This is a genomic window from Curtobacterium sp. ER1/6 (assembly GCF_001742745.1).
In the GTDB taxonomy this organism is placed as follows: domain Bacteria; phylum Actinomycetota; class Actinomycetes; order Actinomycetales; family Microbacteriaceae; genus Curtobacterium; species Curtobacterium citri.
Genome location: NZ_MJAK01000001.1, coordinates 245,810 through 268,967, shown reverse-complemented (window position 1 = coordinate 268,967; position 23,158 = coordinate 245,810). Strand labels below are relative to the sequence as shown.

Below are 23,158 nucleotides of genomic sequence, written 5' to 3'. Positions count from 1 at the left end.
CCCTACCGATCCGTCCCCTCGCAGGCCGCAACGGACGCGGGTCAGGCGGTCCGGCGGAACAGCGCGACGAACATCGCGTCCGTACCGATCCGGTGTGGCCACAGCTGCACCGTCTCACCGTCGGCGACCTGCGGGTCCCGCGCCGCGACCGCGCGGACGACGCCGGCGGTGTCGAACTGTTCGAGCACGTCGCCGTGCCGCGCCATCAGGGCGTCGACCTGGCCGCGGGTCTCGGCGAGGTGCGGGGAGCACGTGACGTACGCGAGCGTGCCACCGGGCGCGAGTGCCCGGACGGCGGCGTCGAGCAGCTCCGCCTGCAGCGCCGCGAGCTCTGGGACGTCCTCCGGCTGCTTCCGCCAGCGCGCCTCCGGTCGTCGGCGCAGCGCCCCGAGCCCGGTGCAGGGAGCGTCGAGCAGGATGCGGTCGAAGCGCGCGTCACCGGGTCTGCCGAACCGGCGGCCGTCGCCCTCGACGACGGACACGACGTCGTCGCCCGCCACGGTGGCGAGTGCCTTCCGCACGAGGCCGGCCCGGGCGGGGACGAGCTCGTTGGCGACGAGCGTCGCACCGGCCTGCGCGGCCTCGGCCGCGAGCAGGGCCGCCTTGCCGCCGGGCCCGGCGCACATGTCGAGCCACCGCTCCCCCGGGCGCACGTCGGACGAGCGGGTGAGCGCGAGGGCCGCCAGCTGCGATCCCTCGTCCTGCACGCGGAGGCGTCCCGCGGCGACGCCCGGCACGCGCGCGGGGTCGCCGGCCGTCCCGCGGATGCCCACCGGCGAGACCGGACGGTCGTCCGGCTCGTCGTCGGCGGCACGGACGGGAGGCTCGTCCCCCGACGCGTCGTCGGCGAGCATGTCCTCGGCGTCCGTGTTGCCCGCGGTCATCTCCGGCGGCCGCACCGCGGTCCGCAGGTCGTCGTCCGTCGCGAGCCCGGGCAGCGCCACGAGCTGGACGCGCGGCGCGACGTTGTCGGCGGCGAGCAGCGCGGCGAGCTCGTCACGCGAACGTTCGGCGGCCAGGGCGTCCCGGAGCGCCGCCACGACCCACGCCGGGTGCGACCACCGGGTCGCGAGCAGGGCGTCACCGCCGCGGCCCGCCGTGACGAGGGCGTCCCACTCGTCGTCGGACTTCGCGGCGACCTTGCGGAGGACGGCGTTCACGAAGCCGGTGGCCCGGCGGGCGCCGACCTCGCGGGTGAGCTCGACGGTCGCCGACACCGCGGCGTGCGTCGGCGTCCGCATGCCGAGGAGCTGGTGCACACCGAGCCGCATGACGTCGAGCACGTCGGACTCGATGTCGTCGACCCGTCGGCCGGACGCGACGCCGACGATCGCATCGTACCGGCCGAGCATGCGGATCGAGCCGTAGGTGAGTTCGGTCGCGAACGCGGCGTCGCGGGCGGACAGGCCGGCGCGGCGGATGCGGGTCGGCAGGAGCAGGTTCGCGTAGGCGTCGTCCACCTGCACGGCACGGAGGACGTCGAAGGCGACCCGACGCGCGCTCACCGTCCGCGGGCCGCGCTGGCGGTCGTCGGGGCGCCGGGCGTGCGTGCCGCTCACGAGAGGACCTTCCCGTCGAGCGGACCGAGCCCGCGGGCCCAGGCCGCGGCGTCCATCGGCTTCTTCCCCGCCGGTTGCACCTCGAGCAGGGCCAGGGGGTCGTCGGCGGTGCCGACGACCAGGCGTCCGTCGACCAGGCCGAGCGCGCCCGGGGCGAGGGGCGGGGCGGAGGAGGGCGTGCCTCCCGTCCGACTGCTGCGGAGCAGCTTCACCCGCAGGTCGCCGAGGTGGGCGTACGCGCCGGGCTCGGGGGTGACCCCGCGCAGGTGCGCGTGGACGGCCACCGCGGGTCGGTCGAAGCCGACGTGCCCGTCGGCGATGGTCGTCTTCGGCGCGGTGCTCGGCTCGCCGACCTGGTCCGTGCCGACCGCGGTGCCGTCGGCGAGTGCGTCGACCACGCGCAGGACGGTGCCGGAGCCGGTCTCGGCCATCGCGGCGAGGACCTCGCCGGCGGTGGCCTCGGGGTCGATGTCGAACGGGTCGCTGGCGTAGACCGGGCCGGCGTCGAGGGCCTCGACGAGCTGGAACACCGTCGCGGCCGTGCGGGTGTCGCCGGCCATCACGGCGCGCTGCACGGGTGCGGCGCCGCGGTACGCGGGCAGGGCGGAGAAGTGCAGGTTGACCCAGCCGAGCCGGGGGGCGTCGAGGGCCGAGCGGCGCAGGAGCGCACCGTAGGCGACAATCACGCCGAGGTCCGCCCGCAGGTCGACCAGCTGCCGGGTCACGGCGTCGTCGACGCGGGTGGCCTCGACGACGGGCAGCCCGAGCTCCTCGGCGACCTGCGCCACCGGGGTCGGCGTGAGCACGCGCTTCCGGCCCTGCGGGGTCGGCGGTCGGGTGAGCACGGCCGCGATCTCGTGGTCCGAGGCCGCGAGACGACGGAGGGTGGGGACGGCCGCAGCGGGGCTGCCGGCGACGACGAGGCGCATGGGTTCCATCGTCCCACGGCCCGCGCTGTCCGACCGACGCGCCGGTCGTGCGGCTGCGGACGGACCGCGAGGTTCCTGCGTACCGTCTGTGACATGAGTGACGTCACCACCTCCACCAACCGCTACGCCGGGTCGTCGATCCAGAAGGTCGTGCTCGTCGTGGGCATCGTCTTCCTGCTCGTCGGCATCGCCGGGTTCGTCCCGGGCCTGACCACCGGTGAGCTCGGCGGCGCGGGACACGCGTCGATGGGGATGCTGCTCGGCATCTTCCAGGTCTCGGTGCTGCACAACATCGTCCACCTGCTCTTCGGTGTCGTCGGGCTGCTCGCGGTCTCGCGTGCCTCCGGGTCGCGCATGTACCTCGTGCTCGGCGGCGTCGTCTACTTCGTGCTCTGGGTCTACGGCCTGTTCACGGCCGGCACGATGTCCGGCGCGAACTTCGTGCCGCTGAACTGGGCCGACAACTGGCTGCACCTCGTGCTCGCGATCGGCATGGTCGCCCTCGGCGTCGTGTTCCCGCGGGAGCGCCGTCGGCCCGTCGGCGCCTGACCGCCGGTCCCCCTCCGCGAAACGCAACGTGGGCGGTTCCCCGCAGCGGTACTCCGCTGCGGGGAACCGCCCACGTTGCGTCCTGCGAGACGCGTGCGACGCCGAGCGGCCCGGCGACGCTCGCGGCGGTCAGACCTCGGTGAAGGGCTCCGCGTCGTCGAGCCGCACGCGGAGCGTCGGTGCCGCACGGCGCCGGTTGCCGCCGGGGAGCACCCGTCGCGTCGACGAGCGCCGGATCACCTCGGCCTTGAGCGTCGCCGCGACCTCGGCCCCGTGCGCGTAGGGGAACCGCACGATGGCCCGGACGGTGCCCGGCGTCGGGTCGTCCGGCACCGGCACGGGTCCGAGCACGTCGCCGACCGTCGCGTCGCCGAGCGCCTCGACCGCGGCGGTCACGGCCTCGTCCGTGCCGGTCAGGGTCGCCACTCGGACCGCCGGCGGGAAGTGCAGGGCACGGCGGTCGACGAGTTCGTCGTGCGCCGGACCGTCCAGCCGCCAGAGCGCCATCGCCGTGGCCAGCTTGCCGCCGATGCCGACGAGGTACACCTCGGCCCCGGGTGCGCCCTTCGCGGCGGCACCGGTCCAGAAGCGCAGGACGTCCTCCTGCACGCGGAGGCCCTCGCGCGCCAGCATCCGCTCGCCGTCGAGCAGGAGCACGCAGGCGTAGCCGCCCGGCACGTCGGGCTCGGCCCCGCGGGTGGCGACCACGACGGACGGCCGCGCTGGCACCTCGTCGAGCGGTCGTGAACCGTCGGCGACGACGATCCGCGTGCCCGGGAAGGCCCGGCCGAGCTCGTCCGCCGTGCGCTGGGCACCCTGGCCCACCGGCTTCACGGTGCCGTTGCCGCACGTCGGGCAGCGGAAGCCGACCGCGAGGGCACCGCAGAAGCGGCACTGCGGTGTCGCGCCCCGGTGCTGCTGGCCCAGCGGTCCCCCGCAGATCCGGCAGTGCGCGCGCTCCCCGCACTCGGCGCAGACCAGGCCGGTGCCGAAGCCGGGGCTCGCGACCTGCACGAGGACGGGACCGTGCTGGCTGGCCTCGCGCGCGGCGCGCCACGCGGTGCTCGGGATGCGGGCCTGCGCGGCGAAGCCCTCTGCGCCGCTCTGCTGCACGGTCGGGATCACCTTCGGCGTCGGGACGCGGTACGGCGTCACGTCGTCCAACCACTGCAGCTCGACCAGGCGCTGCACGTCCGTGCTGCGGGCGTGCGAGACGAACAGGAGCGCCGCGCCCGACTGGGCGGCGCGGACGAGGGCCACGTCGCGGGTGTGCACGTAGGGCGCCCGGGGCTCGACGAACGACGCGTCCCCGTCGTCCCACACCGCGATGAGCCCGAGGTCGGTCGCCGGTGCGTACATCGCGGTGCGGTTGCCGATCGCGACGACCGCGTGCGAGCGGGCCTGCAGCAGCGCCTTCGCCCGTGCGCCGTTCGTCTGCTTGGCGTCGAAGCGCACGACCCGCTCGGCGGGCAGCACGGCGAGGAGCGCCCGCTCGAGGTCAGTGACGTCGCGGAAGTCGGGGACGGCGACCACGGCGGACTGCTCCGTGGCGACGGCGCGTGCCGCCGCCTGTGCGATGGTGGCCGCCCAGCCCGGGACCCACACCGCGGCGGTGTCGTCGACGGAACCGGCCGCAGCGGTGTCGACGACGGGACCGGCCGCACCGGCGGCGCCGGATCCCGGAGCCGGGGTGAGCGCCACCGGGTGCGGCACGGCGGCGACCGCAGCGCGACCGTGGTCGGCGACCAGGGCCTCCAGGACGCCCTCGGCGTACCCCGTGACGGGCGGCGCATCGACCGCCGGGGGTGACCACCCGGGGTCGCGGGCGAGCCACGCCTTCTCGGCGCGCACCTGGCGCGGCGGGACGGCGAGCCGCAGCACGTCGGATGCGACCCCCGCGGCGCGGTCGGCGACGGCCCGCGCGAGCGTCCAGACCTCCGGTGCGAGCACCGGCACCGGCGAGACGACCTGCTCGACCTGGCTGAGTTCGCCGGGCCAGTCCCCCTCGGAGACGACCTCGACGACGTACGCGTCGGACATCCGGGCGCCGGTGCGCAGCGGCACCTTGACGCGCACCCCCGGCACGCAGTCGTCCTCGAGCTCGGCCGGCACCCGGTAGTCGAACAGACGGTCCAACTGCGGGAGCGGCGAGTCGAGGACGACGCGCGCGACGGTGGTCACGCGGTGTGCCTAGACGGCGGCGGCGACGAGTCCTGCGGCGGCGCGGAGTTCCTCGACGCGGTCGAGCTGCTCCCAGGTGAAGCCGGGGAGCTCGCGGCCGAAGTGCCCGTACGCGGCGGTCTGGGCGTAGCGCGGCTTGAGCAGGTCGAGGTCGCGGATGATCGCGGCCGGACGCAGGTCGAACACCTCGGTGATCGCCGCCTCGATGGTGGCGTCGTCGACGTGGCCGGTGCCGAACGACTCGACGTACAGGCCGACGGGCTTCGCGCGGCCGATGGCGTACGCCACCTGCACCTCGAGCCGGTCCGCGAGTCCCGCGGCGACGGCGTTCTTCGCGACCCAGCGCAGGGCGTAGGCCGCCGAGCGGTCGACCTTCGACGGGTCCTTGCCGCTGAACGCGCCGCCGCCGTGCCGGGAGGCACCGCCGTAGGTGTCGACGATGACCTTGCGCCCGGTGAGGCCGGCGTCGCCCTGGGGCCCGCCGATCTCGAAGCGGCCGGTCGGGTTCACGATGACGTCGACGTGCGACGAGTCCAGGTCGACCAGGTCGAGCACCGGGCGGATTACGTGCTCGGTGATCTGCGCGGTGAGCTCGTCGAGCGTGACCGCCGGCGAGTGCTGCGTGGAGAGCACGACGGTCTCGACCGTCTTCGGCACGACGCCGTCGTAGCCGACCGTGACCTGCGTCTTGCCGTCCGGGCGGAGGAAGTCGAGCACACCCGTCTTGCGGACCTCGGCGAGCCGCTCCGCCAGGCGGTGGGCGAGCCAGATCGCGACGGGCATGTACTCGGGCGTCTCGTTCGTCGCGAAGCCGAACATGATGCCCTGGTCACCGGCACCCTGGCGGTCGAGCGGGTCGACCCCGGCACCGGAACGGCTGTCGAGCGACTCGTCGACGCCCTGCGCGATGTCCGGCGACTGCGCGCCGATCGACACCTCGACCCCGCACGTGCGGCCGTCGAAGGAGACCTCCGACGAGTTGTAGCCGATGCCCGTGATGACGTCGCGGACGAGCTTCGGGATCTCGACGTAGCCGGAGGTCGTGACCTCGCCGGCGACGTGTACCAGACCCGTCGTCACCATGGTCTCGACGGCGACCCGCGCGTGCGGGTCGGCCGCGAGCAGGGCGTCGAGGATGGTGTCCGAGATCTGGTCGCAGATCTTGTCGGGGTGCCCCTCCGTCACCGACTCGGACGTGAAGAGGCGCAGGTTGGTGCTCGTCACCGCGGTCAGTCGGTGGGCTGCTGCTGCTTGGTGACGGTCAGCTTGTCCTCGTTGATCTCGTGCAGAGCAACGGACAGCGGCTTGTCGTCGATCGTCGAGTCGACGAGCGGGCCGACGTTGTCGAAGAGCGACCCCTCGTGCAGGTCGGCGTAGTAGTCGTTGATCTGACGAGCACGCTTCGAGGCGAAGATGACGAGCGCGTACTTCGACTCCACCTTGGCGAGCAGGTCGTCGATGGGCGGGTCGATGATGCCCTGGGGGTTGGCCATGGGGTCCTCCTCGGTCGGCGGGCGTCGGGGCGCGCGGGTGCGCGCGACGCGGGAGCACCCGTCAGGGCGCAGAGAACAAGTCTACGACCTCGCGTGCCGCGGTGCCGACATCGGAGTTCACGATCCGCACGTCGAACTCGTCCTGCGCGGCGAGTTCCACCTTCGCGGTCTCGAGACGACGCGCCTGCTCCTCGGCGGACTCGGTGCCGCGGCCGATGAGCCGACGGACGAGTTCGTCCCACGTCGGCGGCAGCAGGAAGACCAGGACGGCCTCGGGCATGGCGTCGCGGACCTGGCGTGCGCCCTGCAGGTCGATCTCGAGCATCACCTTGTCGCCGGCGTCGAGCGCGCGGTCGATCGGCGGACGCGGCGTGCCGTACCGGTACGAGTTGTGCACGACCGCCCACTCGAGGAGCTCGCGGTCACGGATCATCCGGTCGAACTCGGCGTCGTCGACGAAGTAGTAGTGCACGCCGTCGACCTCGCCGGGACGGGGCTTCCGCGTCGTCGCCGACACGCTGAGGTTGACGTCCGGGTACTGCTCACGGATGTGCGCGCTGACGGTGCCCTTGCCGACCGCGGTCGGTCCCGCGAGGACGACGAGCTTCGACGCGCCGCGCTTCCGGCCGCGGGCGGCGAGCCAGTCGGCCAGTGCGGTCCGCTGACGGCTGCCGAGCCCGCCGAGGCGCTTCGACGGCGCGATCCGCAGCTCGCCCATGACCGCCTCGGCACGCGCCGGGCCGATGCCGGAGATGCTCGTGAGCAGGTCGCGGACCCGCAGGGACTTCTCCGCCGGCAGGTCGGCGTCGGTCCAGGCCGCACGCGCGACCTCCAGGGCGCTGCGCTCCCCCGAGGCGACCTGCGCCTTCACGGCCGCGCGGGCGCGACGCGCGGCGACAGCGGCCCGGGCGGCGGCGACGCGGTCGACCTCCGGCGGGTTCCGGTGCGCCGGCAGGTCGCCGCGGTCCGGGACGCCGGCAGCGTCGTCGCCGGGTCCGGGGGTCGTCCCGTCCGTCACGCGGCGGCTCCCAGCGCGGCGCGGATGCGGTCCGCGCGGTCCTGCACGAGGGCGGCGACGCCGTCGGGTCCGTCGGTGAGCAGCCCGCGCGACTCGTTGACGAGCACCTGCTCGGCGCGCGAGCCGTACCGGGACCGCAGGTCCTCGATCCGGGCTCCCTGGGCGCCGAAGCCCGGAGCGAGCACCGGAGCGGAGCCGATGGCCGCCGCGTCGATGCCGAAGTCGTTCAGGTCGAGGGTGGCGCCGAGCACGAGCCCGACGTCTCCCAGCGGCTGCTCGCCGCCGGTCCGGTTGTCGTCTGCCACGTCCAAGACGATACCCGCCGCGACGGACCGCCCCGCACGCGGCCCCTCCGCGAGCACGGCGGTCTGCAGCACGCGCGCCTCGGGGTTGCTCGTCGCCGCCAGGACGAAGACCCCGGCACGGTTGTCGCGCGCGACGTCGACCGTGCCCGCGAGCGACCCGTAGCCGAGGTAGGGCGACACGGTCATCGCGTCGGCCCGGAACGGCCCGTCGCGGTCGAGCCACGCCAGGGCGTAGTCGTCACCGGTCGACCCGATGTCGCCGCGCTTGACGTCGGCGACGGTCAGGAGGCCCGCATCGCGCGCCCGACGCAGGGTCGCGTCGAGCGCACGGTAGCCGGCCACCCCCGCTGCCTCGAAGAACGCGATCTGCGGCTTCACGATCGCGGCCCGCCCGGCGGCCGCGTCCACGAGGACCGCACCGAACGCCGTCAGGCCGGCTTCGTCGCGGCCCAGCCCCCACGCCGCCAGGGTGGCGGCATGGGGGTCGATGCCGACGCACAGGGGGGAACGCTCCCCCATGGCGGCGGCGAGCCGGACACCGAAGGAGGGCGCGCCTCCCGACCGAGCCGTCGACACGTCGACGGTCACCAGGTCGCGCGCTCGAGCGCGTAGTCCTGCAGACTGCGCACCGAGTGGGCCGTGCCGATCGTCTCGATGGCCGCGACCGCCGCGCCGAGCTGCGCGATGGTCGTGAACAGCGGCTTGTCCGCCGCGACCGTCGCCGCACGGATCTCGTAGCCGTCGGCGCGGCCGGCGGCACCCGAGGGCGTGTTGATGACGATGTCGACCGCATCGCGGGCGAGCAGGTCGACGACGCTCTCCCCGCCCTCGCTGTACTTGCCGACGAGCGTGACCTCGATGCCGTTGCGCCGGAGCACCTCGGCGGTGCCCTCGGTCGCGGTGATCGTGAAGCCGAGCTGCTGCAGCCGGTGCACGGGCAGGACGACCTGGCGCTTGTCGGTGTCCGCGACGCTCACGAAGACCGTGCCGCTCGTCGGCAGCCCGCCGTACGCGGCGTCCTGCGACTTGAGGAACGCGCGCGGGAAGTCGCGGTCGATGCCCATGACCTCGCCGGTGGAGCGCATCTCCGGGCTGAGCACCGAGTCGACGACCTGGCCGTCGTGGGTGCGGAAGCGGCGGAAGGGCAGCACGGCCTCCTTCACGGCGACCGGTGCCTGCGGGGGCACCGACGAGCCGTCGCGCTCGGGCAGCAGGCCCTCGCCGACGAGCGCGTCGATCGACGTGCCGGTCATGATGCGGGACGCGGCCTTGGCGAGCGGGATGCCGAGCGCCTTCGACACGAACGGGACCGTGCGGCTGGCCCGCGGGTTCGCCTCCAGCACGTAGAGCACGCCGGCCCCGATGGCGAACTGCACGTTGAGCAGCCCGCGGACGCCGATGCCGCGGGCGATCCGCTCGGTCGCCTCGACGACCCCGCGGATCTCCGCCTTGCCGAGTCCGACCGGGGGCAGCGTGCACGCCGAGTCGCCGGAGTGGATGCCGGCCTCCTCGATGTGCTCCATGATGCCGCCGATGTAGAGCCGGTCGCCGTCGAACAGGGCGTCGACGTCGATCTCCACGGCGTCGTCGAGGAACCGGTCCACGAGCAGCGGCAGGTCCGGGCCGATGATCGCCTGGTCGGCCATCCGGTCGAAGTAGTCGGCGAGGGCGGTCGGGTCGTACACGATCTCCATGCCGCGGCCGCCGAGCACGAAGGACGGGCGGACGAGCACGGGGTAGCCGATCTCCTCGGCCACCGCGGTCGCGCTGGCGAGGTCGTGGGCGGTGCCGTTGCGGGGCGCGAGCAGACCGGCCTGCTCGAGGATCGCGGCGAACTGCCCGCGCTCCTCGGCGGAGTCGATCGCGCTCGGGCTGGTGCCGAGGATCGGGATGCCAGCCGCCTCGAGCGGCTTCGCCAGCCCCAGGGCGGTCTGGCCGCCGAGCTGGACGACGACGCCGACGAGCTCGCCGGACGCGGCCTCGGCCTCGATGACCTCGAGGACGTCCTCGGTGGTGAGCGGCTCGAAGTAGAGCCGGTCCGAGGTGTCGTAGTCGGTCGACACCGTCTCCGGGTTGCAGTTGATCATGATCGTCTCGAACCCGGCGTCGCTCAGCGCGAAGGACGCGTGCACGCAGGAGTAGTCGAACTCGACGCCCTGGCCGATGCGGTTCGGGCCGGAGCCGAGGATGACGACCTTCCTGCGGTCGCTCGGGGCAACCTCGGTCTCGGTGTCGTACGACGAGTAGTGGTACGGCGTCAGGGCCGGGAACTCGCCGGCGCAGGTGTCGACGGTCTTGAAGACGGGGCGGATGCCGGCGGTGTGCCGCGCGTCGCGGGCCTCCTGCTCGGAGATGCCGCGCAGCGAGGCGATCTGGGCGTCGCTGAAGCCGTGCTCCTTCGCCCAGCGCAGCGTGTCGGCGTCGAGCGTCTCGGCGGCGGCCACCTCGGACGCGACCTCGTTGATGAGGACGATCTGGTCGATGAACCAGGGGTCGATCTTCGTGGCCTCGAAGACCTCGTCCGCCGTGGCGCCGGCGACCAGGGCCTGCTGCACCGTCACGATGCGGCCGTCGGTCGGGACCTGGGCCTTCGACAGCAGCGCGTCCTTGTCGAGCTCGGCCGCCGGGGTGTCCCAGTGGAACGACGAGCCGCGCTTCTCGAGCGACCGGAGCGACTTCTGCAGCGCCGTGGCGTAGTTGCGACCGATGGCCATCGCCTCGCCGACGCTCTTCATCGTCGTGGTCAGGGTGGCGTCGGCCGCCGGGAACTTCTCGAACGCGAAGCGCGGGGTCTTCACGACGACGTAGTCGAGCGTCGGCTCGAAGCTCGCCGGCGTGACGCGCGTGATGTCGTTCTCGATCTCGTCGAGCCGGTACCCGATCGCGAGCTTCGCGGCGATCTTCGCGATCGGGAAGCCCGTCGCCTTCGAGGCGAGGGCTGACGAGCGCGAGACGCGCGGGTTCATCTCGATGACGATCAGGCGGCCGTTCGAGGGGTCGACGGCGAACTGGATGTTGCAGCCGCCGGTGTCGACGCCGACGCGACGGATGATGTCGATGCCGATGTTCCGCATGTTCTGGTACTCGCGGTCGGTCAGCGTCAGCGCGGGGGCGACGGTGATCGAGTCACCGGTGTGCACGCCCACGGGGTCGACGTTCTCGATCGAGCAGATGACGACCGTGTTGTCGAAGTTGTCGCGCATGAGCTCGAGCTCGTACTCCTTCCAGCCGAGGATCGACTCCTCGAGGAGCACCTCGGTGGTCGGGCTCGACTGCAGGCCGTCGCCGACGAAGCGGACGAGCTCCTCCTCGTTGTAGGCGAAGCCGGAACCGAGGCCGCCCATCGTGAAGGAGGGCCGGACGACGAGCGGGTAGCCGAGGTCCTGCGCGTACTCCTTGGCCTCCTCCAGCGTGTGCGCGATGTGGCTGCGGGCGACGTCCGCACCGGATTCGAGGACGAGCTCCTTGAAGAGCTGGCGATCCTCACCGCGCTGGATGGCGTCGACCTTCGCACCGATGAGCTCGACGTCGTACTTCGCGAGGATGCCCTCGGCGTCGAGCTTGATCGCGGCGTTGAGCGCCGTCTGCCCGCCGAGCGTCGGCAGGACCGCGTCCGGACGCTCGATCTTGATGATCTCCTCGAGCGAGGCGCTCGTGATCGGCTCGATGTACGTCGCGTCGGCGAAGTCCGGATCGGTCATGATCGTCGCCGGGTTCGGGTTGACGAGGATCACGCGGACGCCCTCGGCGCGGAGGACGCGGCACGCCTGCGTGCCGGAGTAGTCGAACTCGGCGGCCTGCCCGATGACGATCGGGCCGGAGCCGATGACGAGGACGGAGTTGATGTCTGCGCGCTTCGGCATCAGTTGGCTTCCTTGGTGATGTCGGCGGCCGGGGTGGTCGCGGTGGCGGTCGCGGGGTCGAGCGGCTCGCCGGCTCGGCGCTCGCGCACGAGGTCCGCGAACCGGTCGAACAGGTACATCGAGTCGTGCGGACCGGCCGCCGCCTCGGGGTGGTACTGCACGCTGAAGGCGGGCACGTCGAGCGCGCGCAGGCCCTCGACGACCTGGTCGTTCAGCGAGTAGTGCGAGACCTCGACGCGGCCGAAGCCGGCCGGGGACTCGACGACCTCGCCGAGGGGCGCGTCGACCGCGAACCCGTGGTTCTGGCTGGTGATCTCGACCTTGCCGGTGGCGGTGTCGAGCACCGGCTGGTTGATGCCGCGGTGGCCGAACGGCAGCTTGTAGGTGCCGAAGCCGAGCGCGCGGCCGAGCAGCTGGTTGCCGAAGCAGATGCCGAAGAACGGACGTCCGGTCTTCAGGGAGTCCTGCAGGAGCGAGACCTGGGCGTCGGAGGCGGCCGGGTCGCCGGGGCCGTTCGAGTAGAAGAGCGCGTCCGGGTCGAGTTCCTGCAGGGCCTCGGGCGTGATGTCCTGCGGCACGACGTGCACCTCGAACCCGCGCTCGGCGAGGTACCGGGTGGTCGACGCCTTCACGCCGAGGTCGAGCACGGCCAGCCGGCCGATCTGCTCGCCGACGGCAGGGACCACGTACGTCTCGGGCGTCGAGACGATCGACGAGAAGCTGGCACCGGCCATGCCCGCCTGGTCGCGCACCAGCTGCTCCTGCTCGGCGGCCGACAGCGCCGCGTCGGCACCGCTGAACACGCCGCCCTTCATCGCACCCGCGTCGCGGATCCGGCGGGTGAGCGCCCGGGTGTCGATGCCGGAGATGCCGACGATGCCGTCGCGCACGAGGTGGTCGTCGAGCGTCGCGTTCGCACGGTGGTTCGACACGACGCGGCTGGGGTCGCGCACGACGTAGCCCGCGACCCAGATGCGTCGCGACTCGGGGTCCTCGTCGTTGACCCCCGTGTTGCCGATGTGCGGCGCGGTCTGCACCACGATCTGCCCGGCGTAGGACGGGTCGGTCAGCGTCTCCTGGTAGCCGGTCATGCCCGTGGCGAAGACGACCTCGCCCAGGGTGCGGCCTCGGGCGCCGTACGCCCAACCGTCGTACCGGGTGCCGTCCTCGAGGACCAGTACGGCCCGTTCGCGTGTCATCAGTTCGTCCCTTCGCCCGCGGTGTGCGGGGGTTCGTGCGTCGTCGTCAGCCCCTGCAGGGCGGCGAGTGCTGCTGCGCCGCCCTCCGGGAACCGGAAGTAGGTGTCGAGGTCCGTCGCTCCGGCGGCGCCGGTCGCCGTCCATCGCAGACGGACCAGTCCCCCGGGCTCGACCACCCGGTCGATGGCCGTCGTCGCGCGGTCTGCCCCGCGGACGGCGTCGGCCGCGATCCAGCGGTCGTCGGTACCGGCGTGGTGCAGCACCACCCCGGTGTCGTGGACGGTCACGCCGCCGCGGCCCCGGAATCCGAGTCCGCCCGCCGTGATCCGTTCGAGCGGCTGGTCGGCGCGGGTCGTCGCGACGGTGAACCCGTCCCACGAACCGGCCGCCGGTCCGAGCCCGGACGGGACCGGGACGGGACGCACGGTGTCCGCCTGTCTCCTGGCCCGCGTCCGCCAGGTGCGCGCCATCGCGACGAACAGCAGTGCGACGAGGGCGAGGATGACCGCGCCCTCGAGCCACCGCAGTGCGTCGCCGGTCATGCGACCGCCGTCCGGGCCGCCGTGGCGTTCGCGGCGACGGTGTCCGCGTCGACCAGCGCACCGTCGACGAGCGTCGGGTACCCCTGGTGGAAGGTCGCGACGACCCGGCCGGGCAGGCGCATGCCGAGGTACGGCGAGTTCTGCGACTGGCCGTGCAGGTCGTCGACCGAGAACTCGCGCACGGCGGCGGGGTCGTACAGCGTCAGCTCGGCGGGGGCGCCCGCGACGACGCCGCGACCGTGGCCCTCGACCTGCCCGATGCGCGCGGGTGCCTCGGACAGCACGCGGGCGACGTCGGTCCAGCCGAGCTGCCCGCTGTCGACCACCGCGGCGTGCACGACGCTCAGCGCCGACTCGAGCCCGACCATGCCGTTCGCAGCGGCGGGCCACTCGCAGCACTTCGCCTCGGCGGTGTGCGGCGCGTGGTCGGTCGCGACGATGTCGATGGTCCCGTCGGCGAGGGCCGCGCGCAGGGCGTCGACGTCCTCACGCGAGCGCAGCGGCGGGTTCACCTTGTACCGGGCGTCGTAGCCGGGGGCACCGTCGACTCCCGCGATCAGGTCCTCGGTGAGCACGAGGTGGTGCGGCGTGACCTCGGCGGTGACGTCGATCCCGCGGGACTTCGCCCACCGGATGACCTCGACGCTGCCGGCGGTCGAGACGTGGCAGACGTGCAACCGCGCCCCGACGTGGTCGGCGATCAGGACGTCACGGGCGATGATCGCCTCCTCCGCGACGGCCGGCCAACCCGCCAGACCGAGCTCCGACGACAGCCGGCCCTCGTTCATCTGCGCGCCGACGGTCAGTCGGGGCTCCTGCGCGTGCTGCGCGAGCACCCCGCCGAAGCCCTTGATGTACTCGAGCGCCCGGCGCATGAGCAGCGGGTCGGCGACGCAGGACCCGTCGTCCGAGAACACCCGCACCTTCGCGCGGCTGGTCGCCATCGCGCCGATCTCGGACAGGTGCGTTCCCTGCAGCCCCTGCGAGACCGCGCCGATCGGTCGGACCGTGACGTACCCGGCGTCGTCCCCGAGCGCCTGCACCTGCTCGACGACCCCGGCCGTGTCGGCGACGGGCGAGGAGTTCGCCATCGCGTTCACGGCGGTGAAGCCGCCGGCGGCCGCGGCGCGTGAGCCGGTGAGGACCGTCTCCGACTCCTCGGCGCCGGGCTCGCGCAGGTGGGTGTGGAGGTCCACGAGACCGGGCAGGGCGATCAGGCCGTCCGCGTCGACGACCGTGGCGCCGGCCACGTCGAGACCGGACCCGACTGCTTCGATGCGCCGTCCCTCCAGGCGGATGTCGGCACGCGTGCCGTCGACCAACTGCGCGCCGCGGATGAGGTGGGCGGTCATGCGACGGACTCCTTCGGTTCGTGCTCGCCGGTCAGGGCGAGGTACAGCACGGCCATGCGGACCGACACGCCGTTCGCGACCTGCTCGACCACCGTCGAGCGGGGGTCGTCGGCGGCGACGCCGGCGATCTCGAGGCCGCGGTTCATCGGCCCGGGGTGCATGATCAGCGTGCGCTCGGACAGCGCGGCCGCGCGGGCGGCGGTCAGCCCGAAGTGCCGCGTGTACTCGCGGGGGTTCGGGAAGAAGGCGTCGTTCATCCGCTCCTGCTGGATGCGGAGGAGCATCACGACGTCCGGGTCCTCGGCGAGTGCCGCATCGAGGTCGTGGTGCACGGCGGCCCCGAACGGCCGGTCGACGGCGGGCAGCAGCGTGGGCGGCGCGGCGAAGGTGACCTCGGCGCCGAGCGTGCGGAGCAGCCACGCGTTGCTCCGTGCGACGCGGCTGTGCAGGACGTCGCCGACGATCGTCACGCGGACGCCGTCGAGGCCCTGCCCGCGGCTGGCGCCCCCGTGCAACCGGCGGCGCATCGTGAAGGCGTCGAGCAGCGCCTGCGTCGGGTGCTCGTGCGTGCCGTCGCCGGCGTTCACCACGGGGACGTCGATCCAGTCCGCCTCCGCGAGGACCCGCGGGGCCCCCGACGCCGGGTGGCGCATCACGATGCCGTCGATGCCCATCGCGCCCAGGGTCTGCACGGTGTCCTTGAGCGACTCGCCCTTCGAGACGCTCGACCCCTTCGCGGCGAAGTTGATGACGTCCGCGGAGAGGCGCTTCGCGGCGGCCTCGAACGAGATGCGGGTGCGGGTGGAGTCCTCGAAGAAGAGGTTCACGACGGTCTTGCCGCGGAGTGCCGGGAGCTTCCGGACCTCGCGGGTGTTGACCTCGGCCATCTCCTCGGCGACGTCGAGGATGCGGATCGCCTCGGTGCGGGAGAGGTCGGCGGTGGAGAGGAGGTGGCGCATCAGGCATCACCGCCCGGCTGCCGCTCGGGCCGCTCGGCCTGGTCTGGCTGCTCGGGCTGCTCGGCCTCGTCGGGCTGCTCGATCACGACCTCGTCGGCGCCGTCCGTCTCCGTCAGCCGGAGGGTGACCCGCTCGTCGGACGCGGTCGGCAGGTTCTTGCCGACGTGGTCGGCCCGGATCGGCAACTGCCGGTGGCCGCGGTCGACGAGCACCGCGAGCCGGACCGCCCGCGGGCGCCCGATGCCCTGCAGGGCGTCGAGGGCAGCCCGGACCGTCCGCCCGGAGTAGAGCACGTCGTCGACGAGCACGACGACCTTGCCGTCGATGCCGCTCGTCGGGATGGTCGTGCGGTGCGGCGCACGACCGATGCCGTGGCCGAGGTCGTCCCGGTGCATCGTCACGTCGAGCGTGCCGAGCCGCTGGTCGCGGTCCTCGGCCCACTCGGGTTCGATGTCGGCCAGGACGCGGTCGAGCCGCTCGGCCAGGACGGTACCTCGTGTCGGGATACCCAGGAGCACGAGGTCCGAGGCCCCGTGGTTGGCCTCGAGGATCTCGTGCGCGATGCGTGTCAGAGCACGCGTGATGTCGGGCTGTTGCAGGACCGTTCTGGTACCCACGCCGACCTCCTTCCCCGCCTCACCGGACGGACTTAAAGGACGCTGACGTGGTCAACCCTACCGGGACTCCTGGTCCCCTGCGACCGTCCGACCGGACGGTGCGCGGCCTCCGGCGACGGCGCCCAGGACCCCGTTCACGAAGCCCGCCGAGTCGTCCGTCGAGAGCGACTGGGCGAGCTCCACCGCCTCGGCGATCGCGACCGCGTCCGGGACCTCCGGGTTGTACCGGAGCTCCCAGACGCCCATCCGCAAGATGCAGCGGTCGAGCACGGGCATGCGTGCGATGGACCAGCCCTGCGCGTGCTCGACGATCACCCGGTCGATCGCCGCACGGTCGTCGTCGACACCGGTGACGATCTGTCGCGCGTAGTCCCAGCTCGAGGCGCGCTCGGGCTGGTCGAGGTGACGGACCGTCTCCGTGGCGAGGACGTCCGCGATCGGCAGCTCGCGGACCTCCGCCACGTACAGCATGTCGAGGGCGCGCTTGCGGGCCTTCGAACGAGCACTCATCCGGCGTCGCCTAGTTGTTGACGCGGCCGAGGAAGCTGCCGTCGCGCGTGTCGATCTTCACGGTGGTGCCGTTCTCCAGGTAGAGCGGGACCTGGATGCGGTGACCGGTCGCGATGATGGTCGCGTCCTTCGTGCCACCCGAGGAGCGGTCGCCCTGGAGGCCCGGCTCGGTCTCGACCTCGGTGACGATCGACGTCGGCAGCTCGATGTAGAGCGGGTTGCCCTCGTTCATCGCGATGGTGACCATCGCCGACTCGAGCAGGAAGTTCTTGGCGTCGCCGACGACGGTCTCCGAGACGGGGACCTGGTCGTACGTGTCGGTGTCCATGAACACGTAGGACTCGCCGTCCTGGTACAGGTACTGGTAGTCGCGACGGTCGACGGTCGCGGTGTCGATCTTCGCGCCGGCGTTGAAGGTGCGGTCGACGACCTTGCCCGAGACGACGTTCTTCAGCTTCGTGCGGACGAACGCGCCGCCCTTGCCCGGCTTGACGTGCTGGAACTCGACGACCGACCAGAGCTGCCCGTCGATGATGAGAACGGCGCCGTTCTTGATGTCAGTGGTACTCGCCATGGGTCTTCCGTTCGATGGTGTTGTGAAGGTCTCCCGGACGTGCGTCCGGTCCCGGCATCGGCGGGGAGGTGCCCCGGGCCGACGCCCCGTCGAGTGTAGCGGACCGGCGGCGGCGGGCCCGGCGGGAGCGCGCCCGGCGGCAGCGGACCCGGCGGGAGCGCGCCCGGCGTGAGCAGGCCCGGCGGCACCACCGCACGGGCACCCCGGCGTCCAGGCGCCGACCGGGTCAGCGTCGTCGCCGCGCCCACCAGGCGTCGACGGCCGCCCAGACGAGGAGCACCACGGCCGTCCCGCCGAGGATCCCCCCGGCGGCGCCGGTCGACAGCACCGCGGTCGGTCGGACCGGTGCCGCCAGGTACACGATCGCCAGCACGCCGGCGCCGGCACCGAGCAGGACGAGCAGCACGCGACGGACCAGGCCGGACACGACCTCGCGGTCGCGGCGGTCCGAGAACAACCGGATGGCGACCGTGAGCTTGCCGGTCTCGATCGCCTCGCCGATCCGGTCGACCCGCCGCGGGAGCTTCCGGACCGTCGACACCACACCGAAGAGTTCCCGCAGCGCGAGGTCCCGGACGGCCCGGGGCCGGAGCTGGTCCCGGATCTGGCGTCGGGCCAGGTCGCGGGACTCCTCGAGCAGGTCGAAGGACGGCGCGAGGCTCCGGAGGGTCCCTTCGAAGATCGCCAGCGCGCGTGCGGCGGCGACGAAGTCCGGCGGGGGCTTCAGCCGGTACCGGCCGAACACCGCGACGGCGTCGTCCACGGTCTCGACGCCGATGCGCGCGCCCGGGCCGAGCTCGTCGGCCACGAACGCCGCGATGTCCCGCCGGAAGTCCGGCTCGTCCTCGACGTCGCGCACCGGAGCCATCCGCATCACCGCGTCGGCGATGCGCTCGGTGTCGTCCTGGATGTACCCGGCGAGCAGGTCCTGCACCGTCGAGCGCAGGCCGGGGTCGAGGCGTCCGACCGACCCGAAGTCGATGAGCGCCGGCCGACCGTCGGGCAGCAGCACGACGTTCCCCGGGTGCAGGTCGGCGTGGTAGATCCCGTCGAACACGACCTGCCGGAGGAACGCGTCGAGCACCGCCCGCATCGGCGTGTCGAGGTCCTGCCCGGTCCCCGCGGCGCGGAGGTGGCTGAGCGTCTCGCCCTCGAGGAACTCCATCACCATCACCCGGCGTCCGGACAGCTCGCGGTGCGGCTCGGGGAACGCGACCGCGTCGGGTCGCGCGCTCCGGGTCTGCGCGGCTCGGAGCGCCGTGAGGTTCCGCATCTCGGCGGTGAAGTCGACCTGGCGGACGAGGTCGTCGGCGTACTGCCGGGCGACGTCGGTGACGCCGACCTGGCGTGCCTCGGTGCTGGTCCGTGCCAGGAACCGGACGACTCGGAGCGCGATGTCGACGTCGCGGCGCACCGCCACGTCGATGCCGGGTCGCTGCACCTTGACCGCCACCACGGAGCCGTCGCGCAGGATGGCGCGGTGGACCTGCGCGATGGACGCGGCCGCGACCGGCTCCGGGTCGAACGTCGCGAAGACCTCGTCGACGGGAGCGCCGAGCTCCTCCTCGAGCAACGCCACGACCGCCGCGGGGTCGGCCGGCCGGACGCTCCGCTGCAGGTCGACGAGGCCGTCGGTCCACTCCTCGGACAGTAGGTCGTCCCGCGTGGAGAGCAGCTGGCCCATCTTCACGAAGCCGCCGCCGGCCTCCTCGAGCGCCCGGCGCAGGTGGTCCGTCTGCCTGCGGCGCAGGTCCGCGGTCTCCGGGTCCCGCGAGAAGTCGAGTCGGCGGAAGGGCAGGAGCTCGTGGCGACGGGCGATGGTGAGCAGCTCGGCGAAGCGGCGGGCGCGGGAGCGCAGGCTGCCGGCGTCGACGTCCTGCCGGCCGAGGTCGCTCAGGCGGGGCGGGGTGGGCACCGGACCAGTCTGCTCCCCCGGCCTGCGGGGCACCCCGCTCCTGCACAGCCGGGAGGCGCGGGCTGCGTTCCACAGGTCGGCCCGCCGCGTGCAGGCGGTCGCGTCCACCGCGCCACGCTCGTGGCATGGACACAGCACTGATCACCGCGACCATCGCCGCGGCCGCCGCGGTCTTCGCGGCGGTGATGACCTGGAACGCGGCGAAGCGGACTCGACAGTCGAGTGAACGGACCCACGCCTGGACCCGGATCGTCTGGGCAGCGCAACTCCATCGCGGCGACCGCGGATACGACATCTCGCGGTCTGTGCTCAGGAGCATCGCGACCCTACGGTGGGCACCGGAGGACGATCGCGAGTTGGCCAGCGAGCTGTCCCAGGCCGTCGAGCCGACCGCACCGACATGTCCCGTGGAGCCCGTCGAGCCCGACGAACCCGCCGAACCCGCCCAACCGGAGGAGTACCCGTGAAGTTCCGACGATCGATCATCGTCCCGACCGACGAACACGCCCGTCGCGCCTTCCGCAACGGCGCGACCCTCGAGGAGTGGGCAGAGTTCCGCCGCACCAACATCATCACCGTGTCCATGCACGTGAAGTGGTGGTGGCGCCGGACCCTGCGCAAGCTGCGGTGACCCGGGCGGCGGGACCGGCTAGACGCCGACCTCCTGGTACGCCGTGAAGAGCAGGTGGTCCTCCGGCCCCTCGAGCGTGACCGGCTTGCCGACACCGTCGAGGATGATGAACCGGAGCATGCCCGCACGCGCCTTCTTGTCCCGGCGCATGGTGGCGAGCAGGCCCTCCCACCGGCCGAGCCCGTACGTGGTGGGCAGCTCGAGCGACTCGAGGATCGAGCGGTGCCGGTCCACGGTCGCGTCGTCCAGGTGGCCGGTGAGCCGCGCGAGCTCCGCCGCGAAGACCATCCCGACGGAGACCGCCGCGCCGTGCCGCCACTGGTAGCGCTCGGCGTGCTCGATGGCGTGGCCGAGCGTGTGGCCGTAGTTCAGGATCTCGCGGCGGCCCTGCTCGGTGAAGTCGTCCGCGACGACCTCGGCCTTGAGGGCGATCGCGAGCTCCACCACGCGCCGGAACTCGGGTGTCGTCGGATCGGTCACGCGGGCGACGTCGGCCTCGATCACGTCGAGGATCTCCGGCACGGCGATGAACCCCGCCTTGACGATCTCGGCGAACCCGGTCAGCACGTCGTTCCGGGGCAGGGTGCGGACCAGGTCGAGGTCGGCCACGACGGCGCGCGGGTGGTGGAACGCCCCGACGAGGTTCTTCCCCTCGTTCGTGTTGATCCCGGTCTTCCCGCCCACGCTGGCGTCGACCATGCCGAGCACGCTGGTCGGGATCGCCACGAAGGCGACGCCGCGCAACCACGTGGCGGCGACGAACCCGGCGAGGTCGGTGACGGCGCCGCCGCCGAGCCCGATGACGGCGTCGGTACGGGTGAAGTCGGCCTGGCCCATGACCTGCCAGCAGAACGCGGCGACCTCGACGCGCTTCGCGGCCTCGGCGTCCGGCACCTCGGCGATGAGCGCGTCGAGCCCGGCCTCGACCAGGACGGCCCGCAGGTCGTTCGCCCGCGCGCCGAGGGTCGGGGCGTGCACGATGAGGACCTTCGCGACGCGGGGCCCGAGCAGCGCCGGGACCGAGCCGAGCAGACCGTTCCCGACGGCCACGACGTACCCGTCCTCGCCGCCGACGCGGATCTCGGTGGTGCCCTCGGGCAGGTTCGACGCGGTCACGGTGTCCCTCCGGTGGTGGTGCCCCGGGCGGTGCCGGTGGCGCTGGTGGCCTGCTGTCCCGTGACCCAGGCGACGACGTCGCGGACCACGTGCGACATGGGTCGACGCGAGGTGTCGAAGGTCGCGTGCGCGAGTTCGGCGTAGGTGGCGGCACGCTCGTCGGCGATGGTCTGCCAGGCGTCGAGCCCGCCCTGCGCGAGCAGCGGACGGTCGCTCCCCGCGATCCGGGCGGCGACGGCCTCGGGCGACACCGTCAGCAGGACGATCCGGGCGCCGACGAGCGCTGCCCGCGTCTCCGGGTGGGTCACCGCTCCCCCGCCGACGGCGATGACGCCTGCCGTGGCCAGGGCGGACCGGACGGCCGCCGCCTCGAGCTCGCGGAACGCGGGTTCGCCCCGCTCGGCGAAGATGCCGGGGATCGGACCGTGCTCGCGGGCGATGACGCGGTCGGTGTCGGTGAACGGCACGCCGAGCGCCTTCGCGACGCGCTTGCCGACGCTCGACTTGCCGGCGCCCATCGGGCCGATCACGACGACGGGGGCGTCGACGCCCACGCCGTCGGCGGACGTCGCCCCGTCGGCACCGGTCACGACGCGGTGGACGGCTCGGTCGCGTCGGTCCGACGGGAGCGCAGCGTCTCCGGGATGGACGCGAGGTACGCGTCGAGGTTGCGCTTCGTCTCGACGAGGCTGTCCCCACCGAACTTCTCGAGCACGGCGTCCGCGAGCACGAGGGCGACCATCGCCTCGGCGACCACGCCGGCTGCCGGCACGGCGCACACGTCGCTGCGCTGGTGGTGCGCGGAGGCGTCCTCGCCCGTGGCGACGTCGATGGTGTGCAGGGCGTGCGGCACGGTCGCGATCGGCTTCATGCCCGCACGGACCCGCAGGACGGTGCCCGTCGACATGCCGCCCTCGGTCCCACCGGCACGGTCACTGGTCCGCACGATCTCGCCGTCCTCGCGGTACAGCTCGTCGTGGGCGGCCGACCCCCGGCGTCCGGCGGTCGCGAAGCCGTCGCCGACCTCGACGCCCTTGATGGCCTGGATGCCCATGACCGCGGCGGCGAGCCGTGCGTCGAGGCGACGGTCCCACTGCACGTGGGAGCCCAGCCCCGGCGGGACGCCGTAGAAGAGCACCTCGACGACGCCGCCGAGCGTGTCGCCGTCCTTCTTCGCTGCCTCGACCTCGGTGACCATGCGCGCCGAGGTCTCGGGGTCGGCGCAGCGCAGCTGGTCCTCGTCGAGCCGGTCGACGTCCTCGGGCAGCGGCAGCTCGGTGCCGTCGGGCACCCGCACGGTGCCGACCTGCAGCGTGTGCGCCACGGAACGGATGCCGAGCTCGGCGAGGAACGACTTCGCGACCGCACCGAGGGCGACCCGTGCGGCGGTCTCCCGGGCCGAGGCGCGCTCGAGGATCGGGCGGGCCTCGTCGAACCCGTACTTCTGCATGCCGACCAGGTCGGCGTGGCCGGGCCGGGGGCGGGTGAGCGGCGCGCTCCGACCGCGGGACATCTCGGTCGACTCGACGGGCTCGGGGTTCATCACCTCGACCCACTTCGGCCACTCGGTGTTGCCGATGCGGATCGCGATCGGGCTGCCCAGCGAGTACCCGTGCCGGACACCGCCGGAGACGTGCAGCTCGTCCTGCTCGAACTTCATGCGCGAGCCGCGTCCGTAGCCGAGCTTGCGTCGAGCGAGGTCGGTGCGGATGGACTCGAACGAGACCGGGACGCCGGCCGGCAGGCCCTCGAGCATCGCGACGAGTTCGGGTCCGTGGGACTCACCAGCGGTCAACCAACGAAGCATGTCGACCATCCTCCCACAGCGTCACGCCGTGCGACGCGG

At 73.1% G+C, this 23,158-nt stretch carries 22 protein-coding genes; 3 read left to right on the top strand and 19 right to left on the bottom strand.

Going from position 1 to position 23,158, the window contains the following annotated elements:
- Nucleotides 1-41: 41 nt before the first annotated feature.
- Together Cus16_RS01205 and Cus16_RS01200 are read right to left on the bottom strand one after the other, a co-directional pair.
- Nucleotides 42-1,559 (bottom strand): RsmB/NOP family class I SAM-dependent RNA methyltransferase, encoded by a 1,518-nt coding sequence (locus Cus16_RS01205; protein WP_069710803.1) that lies wholly within the window; start codon nt 1,557-1,559, stop codon nt 42-44.
- Nucleotides 1,556-2,488 (bottom strand): methionyl-tRNA formyltransferase, encoded by a 933-nt coding sequence (locus tag Cus16_RS01200; protein WP_069710802.1) that lies wholly within the window; start codon nt 2,486-2,488, stop codon nt 1,556-1,558. Before Cus16_RS01200 ends, Cus16_RS01205 begins: the two co-directional genes overlap by 4 nt.
- A 93-nt stretch (nt 2,489-2,581) precedes the next feature.
- On the opposite strand from Cus16_RS01200, the gene Cus16_RS01195 reads away from it, so the two are divergent.
- Nucleotides 2,582-3,037 (top strand): DUF4383 domain-containing protein, encoded by a 456-nt coding sequence (locus Cus16_RS01195; protein WP_189319502.1) that lies wholly within the window; start codon nt 2,582-2,584, stop codon nt 3,035-3,037.
- A gap of 129 nt (nt 3,038-3,166) precedes the next feature.
- Here the strand turns inward: Cus16_RS01195 and Cus16_RS01190 are convergent, their stop codons facing one another.
- From Cus16_RS01190 to Cus16_RS01125, 14 genes are all read right to left on the bottom strand, one after another.
- The gene (locus Cus16_RS01190; RefSeq protein WP_069710801.1) at nt 3,167-5,218 is read right to left on the bottom strand and encodes a hypothetical protein; all 2,052 of its coding nucleotides are present in this window, start codon (nt 5,216-5,218) and stop codon (nt 3,167-3,169) included.
- Nucleotides 5,219-5,227: 9 nt separating this feature from the next.
- On the bottom strand, nt 5,228-6,442 hold the full coding sequence (gene metK, locus Cus16_RS01185) for a methionine adenosyltransferase (protein ID WP_069710800.1): 1,215 nt from the start codon (nt 6,440-6,442) through the stop codon (nt 5,228-5,230).
- Between the two features lie 5 nt (nt 6,443-6,447).
- Nucleotides 6,448-6,711, bottom strand: coding sequence for a DNA-directed RNA polymerase subunit omega (gene rpoZ, locus Cus16_RS01180; protein WP_022906709.1), 264 nt, complete (start codon nt 6,709-6,711; stop codon nt 6,448-6,450).
- A 61-nt stretch (nt 6,712-6,772) separates the two neighbouring features.
- Nucleotides 6,773-7,666 carry a guanylate kinase gene (gmk, locus tag Cus16_RS01175; protein WP_069711360.1) on the bottom strand — a complete coding sequence of 298 codons (894 nt, stop codon included), beginning with the start codon at nt 7,664-7,666 and terminating at the stop codon, nt 6,773-6,775.
- 59 nt (nt 7,667-7,725) lie between these two features.
- Nucleotides 7,726-8,622, bottom strand: coding sequence for an orotidine-5'-phosphate decarboxylase (gene pyrF / locus Cus16_RS01170; protein WP_223246476.1), 897 nt, complete (start codon nt 8,620-8,622; stop codon nt 7,726-7,728).
- A complete protein-coding gene (gene carB, locus Cus16_RS01165) occupies nt 8,619-11,897 on the bottom strand; it encodes a carbamoyl-phosphate synthase large subunit (protein WP_069710799.1) in 3,279 nt (1,092 codons plus the stop codon). Before carB ends, pyrF begins: the two co-directional genes overlap by 4 nt.
- Entirely contained in the window at nt 11,897-13,096 is a 1,200-nt protein-coding gene (gene carA, locus Cus16_RS01160; protein ID WP_069710798.1) for a glutamine-hydrolyzing carbamoyl-phosphate synthase small subunit, read from the bottom strand. The genes carB and carA overlap by 1 nt, the downstream gene beginning before the upstream one ends.
- Nucleotides 13,096-13,638 carry a hypothetical protein gene (locus Cus16_RS01155; protein WP_069710797.1) on the bottom strand — a complete coding sequence of 181 codons (543 nt, stop codon included), beginning with the start codon at nt 13,636-13,638 and terminating at the stop codon, nt 13,096-13,098. The genes carA and Cus16_RS01155 overlap by 1 nt, the downstream gene beginning before the upstream one ends.
- Nucleotides 13,635-14,990 (bottom strand): dihydroorotase, encoded by a 1,356-nt coding sequence (locus tag Cus16_RS01150; protein ID WP_069710796.1) that lies wholly within the window; start codon nt 14,988-14,990, stop codon nt 13,635-13,637. Before Cus16_RS01150 ends, Cus16_RS01155 begins: the two co-directional genes overlap by 4 nt.
- Nucleotides 14,987-15,949, bottom strand: coding sequence for an aspartate carbamoyltransferase catalytic subunit (locus Cus16_RS01145; RefSeq protein ID WP_069710795.1), 963 nt, complete (start codon nt 15,947-15,949; stop codon nt 14,987-14,989). The genes Cus16_RS01150 and Cus16_RS01145 overlap by 4 nt, the downstream gene beginning before the upstream one ends.
- Nucleotides 15,949-16,566 (bottom strand): bifunctional pyr operon transcriptional regulator/uracil phosphoribosyltransferase PyrR, encoded by a 618-nt coding sequence (gene pyrR / locus Cus16_RS01140; protein ID WP_083263602.1) that lies wholly within the window; start codon nt 16,564-16,566, stop codon nt 15,949-15,951. The genes Cus16_RS01145 and pyrR overlap by 1 nt, the downstream gene beginning before the upstream one ends.
- A 57-nt stretch (nt 16,567-16,623) precedes the next feature.
- Nucleotides 16,624-17,076, bottom strand: a complete 453-nt coding sequence (gene nusB, locus Cus16_RS01135; RefSeq protein ID WP_069710794.1) for a transcription antitermination factor NusB — start codon at nt 17,074-17,076, stop codon at nt 16,624-16,626.
- Between the two features lie 10 nt (nt 17,077-17,086).
- Entirely contained in the window at nt 17,087-17,650 is a 564-nt protein-coding gene (gene efp, locus Cus16_RS01130) for an elongation factor P (protein ID WP_069710793.1), read from the bottom strand.
- Nucleotides 17,651-17,876: 226 nt separating this feature from the next.
- Nucleotides 17,877-19,565, bottom strand: coding sequence for an ABC1 kinase family protein (locus Cus16_RS01125; RefSeq protein WP_069710792.1), 1,689 nt, complete (start codon nt 19,563-19,565; stop codon nt 17,877-17,879).
- 125 nt (nt 19,566-19,690) lie between these two features.
- Between Cus16_RS01125 and Cus16_RS01120 the strand changes: the two genes are divergently transcribed.
- On the top strand, nt 19,691-20,032 hold the full coding sequence (locus tag Cus16_RS01120; RefSeq protein WP_069710791.1) for a hypothetical protein: 342 nt from the start codon (nt 19,691-19,693) through the stop codon (nt 20,030-20,032).
- Nucleotides 20,029-20,196 (top strand): hypothetical protein, encoded by a 168-nt coding sequence (locus tag Cus16_RS16490; RefSeq protein WP_189319501.1) that lies wholly within the window; start codon nt 20,029-20,031, stop codon nt 20,194-20,196. The genes Cus16_RS01120 and Cus16_RS16490 overlap by 4 nt, the downstream gene beginning before the upstream one ends.
- Before the next feature lie 18 nt (nt 20,197-20,214).
- Here the strand turns inward: Cus16_RS16490 and aroB are convergent, their stop codons facing one another.
- From aroB to aroC, 3 genes are all read right to left on the bottom strand, one after another.
- Entirely contained in the window at nt 20,215-21,312 is a 1,098-nt protein-coding gene (gene aroB / locus Cus16_RS01115) for a 3-dehydroquinate synthase (protein ID WP_223246475.1), read from the bottom strand.
- Nucleotides 21,309-21,830 carry a shikimate kinase gene (locus Cus16_RS01110; protein WP_069711357.1) on the bottom strand — a complete coding sequence of 174 codons (522 nt, stop codon included), beginning with the start codon at nt 21,828-21,830 and terminating at the stop codon, nt 21,309-21,311. Before Cus16_RS01110 ends, aroB begins: the two co-directional genes overlap by 4 nt.
- 68 nt (nt 21,831-21,898) lie before the next feature.
- Nucleotides 21,899-23,119, bottom strand: a complete 1,221-nt coding sequence (gene aroC / locus Cus16_RS01105; protein ID WP_069711356.1) for a chorismate synthase — start codon at nt 23,117-23,119, stop codon at nt 21,899-21,901.
- Nucleotides 23,120-23,158: the final 39 nt, after the last annotated feature.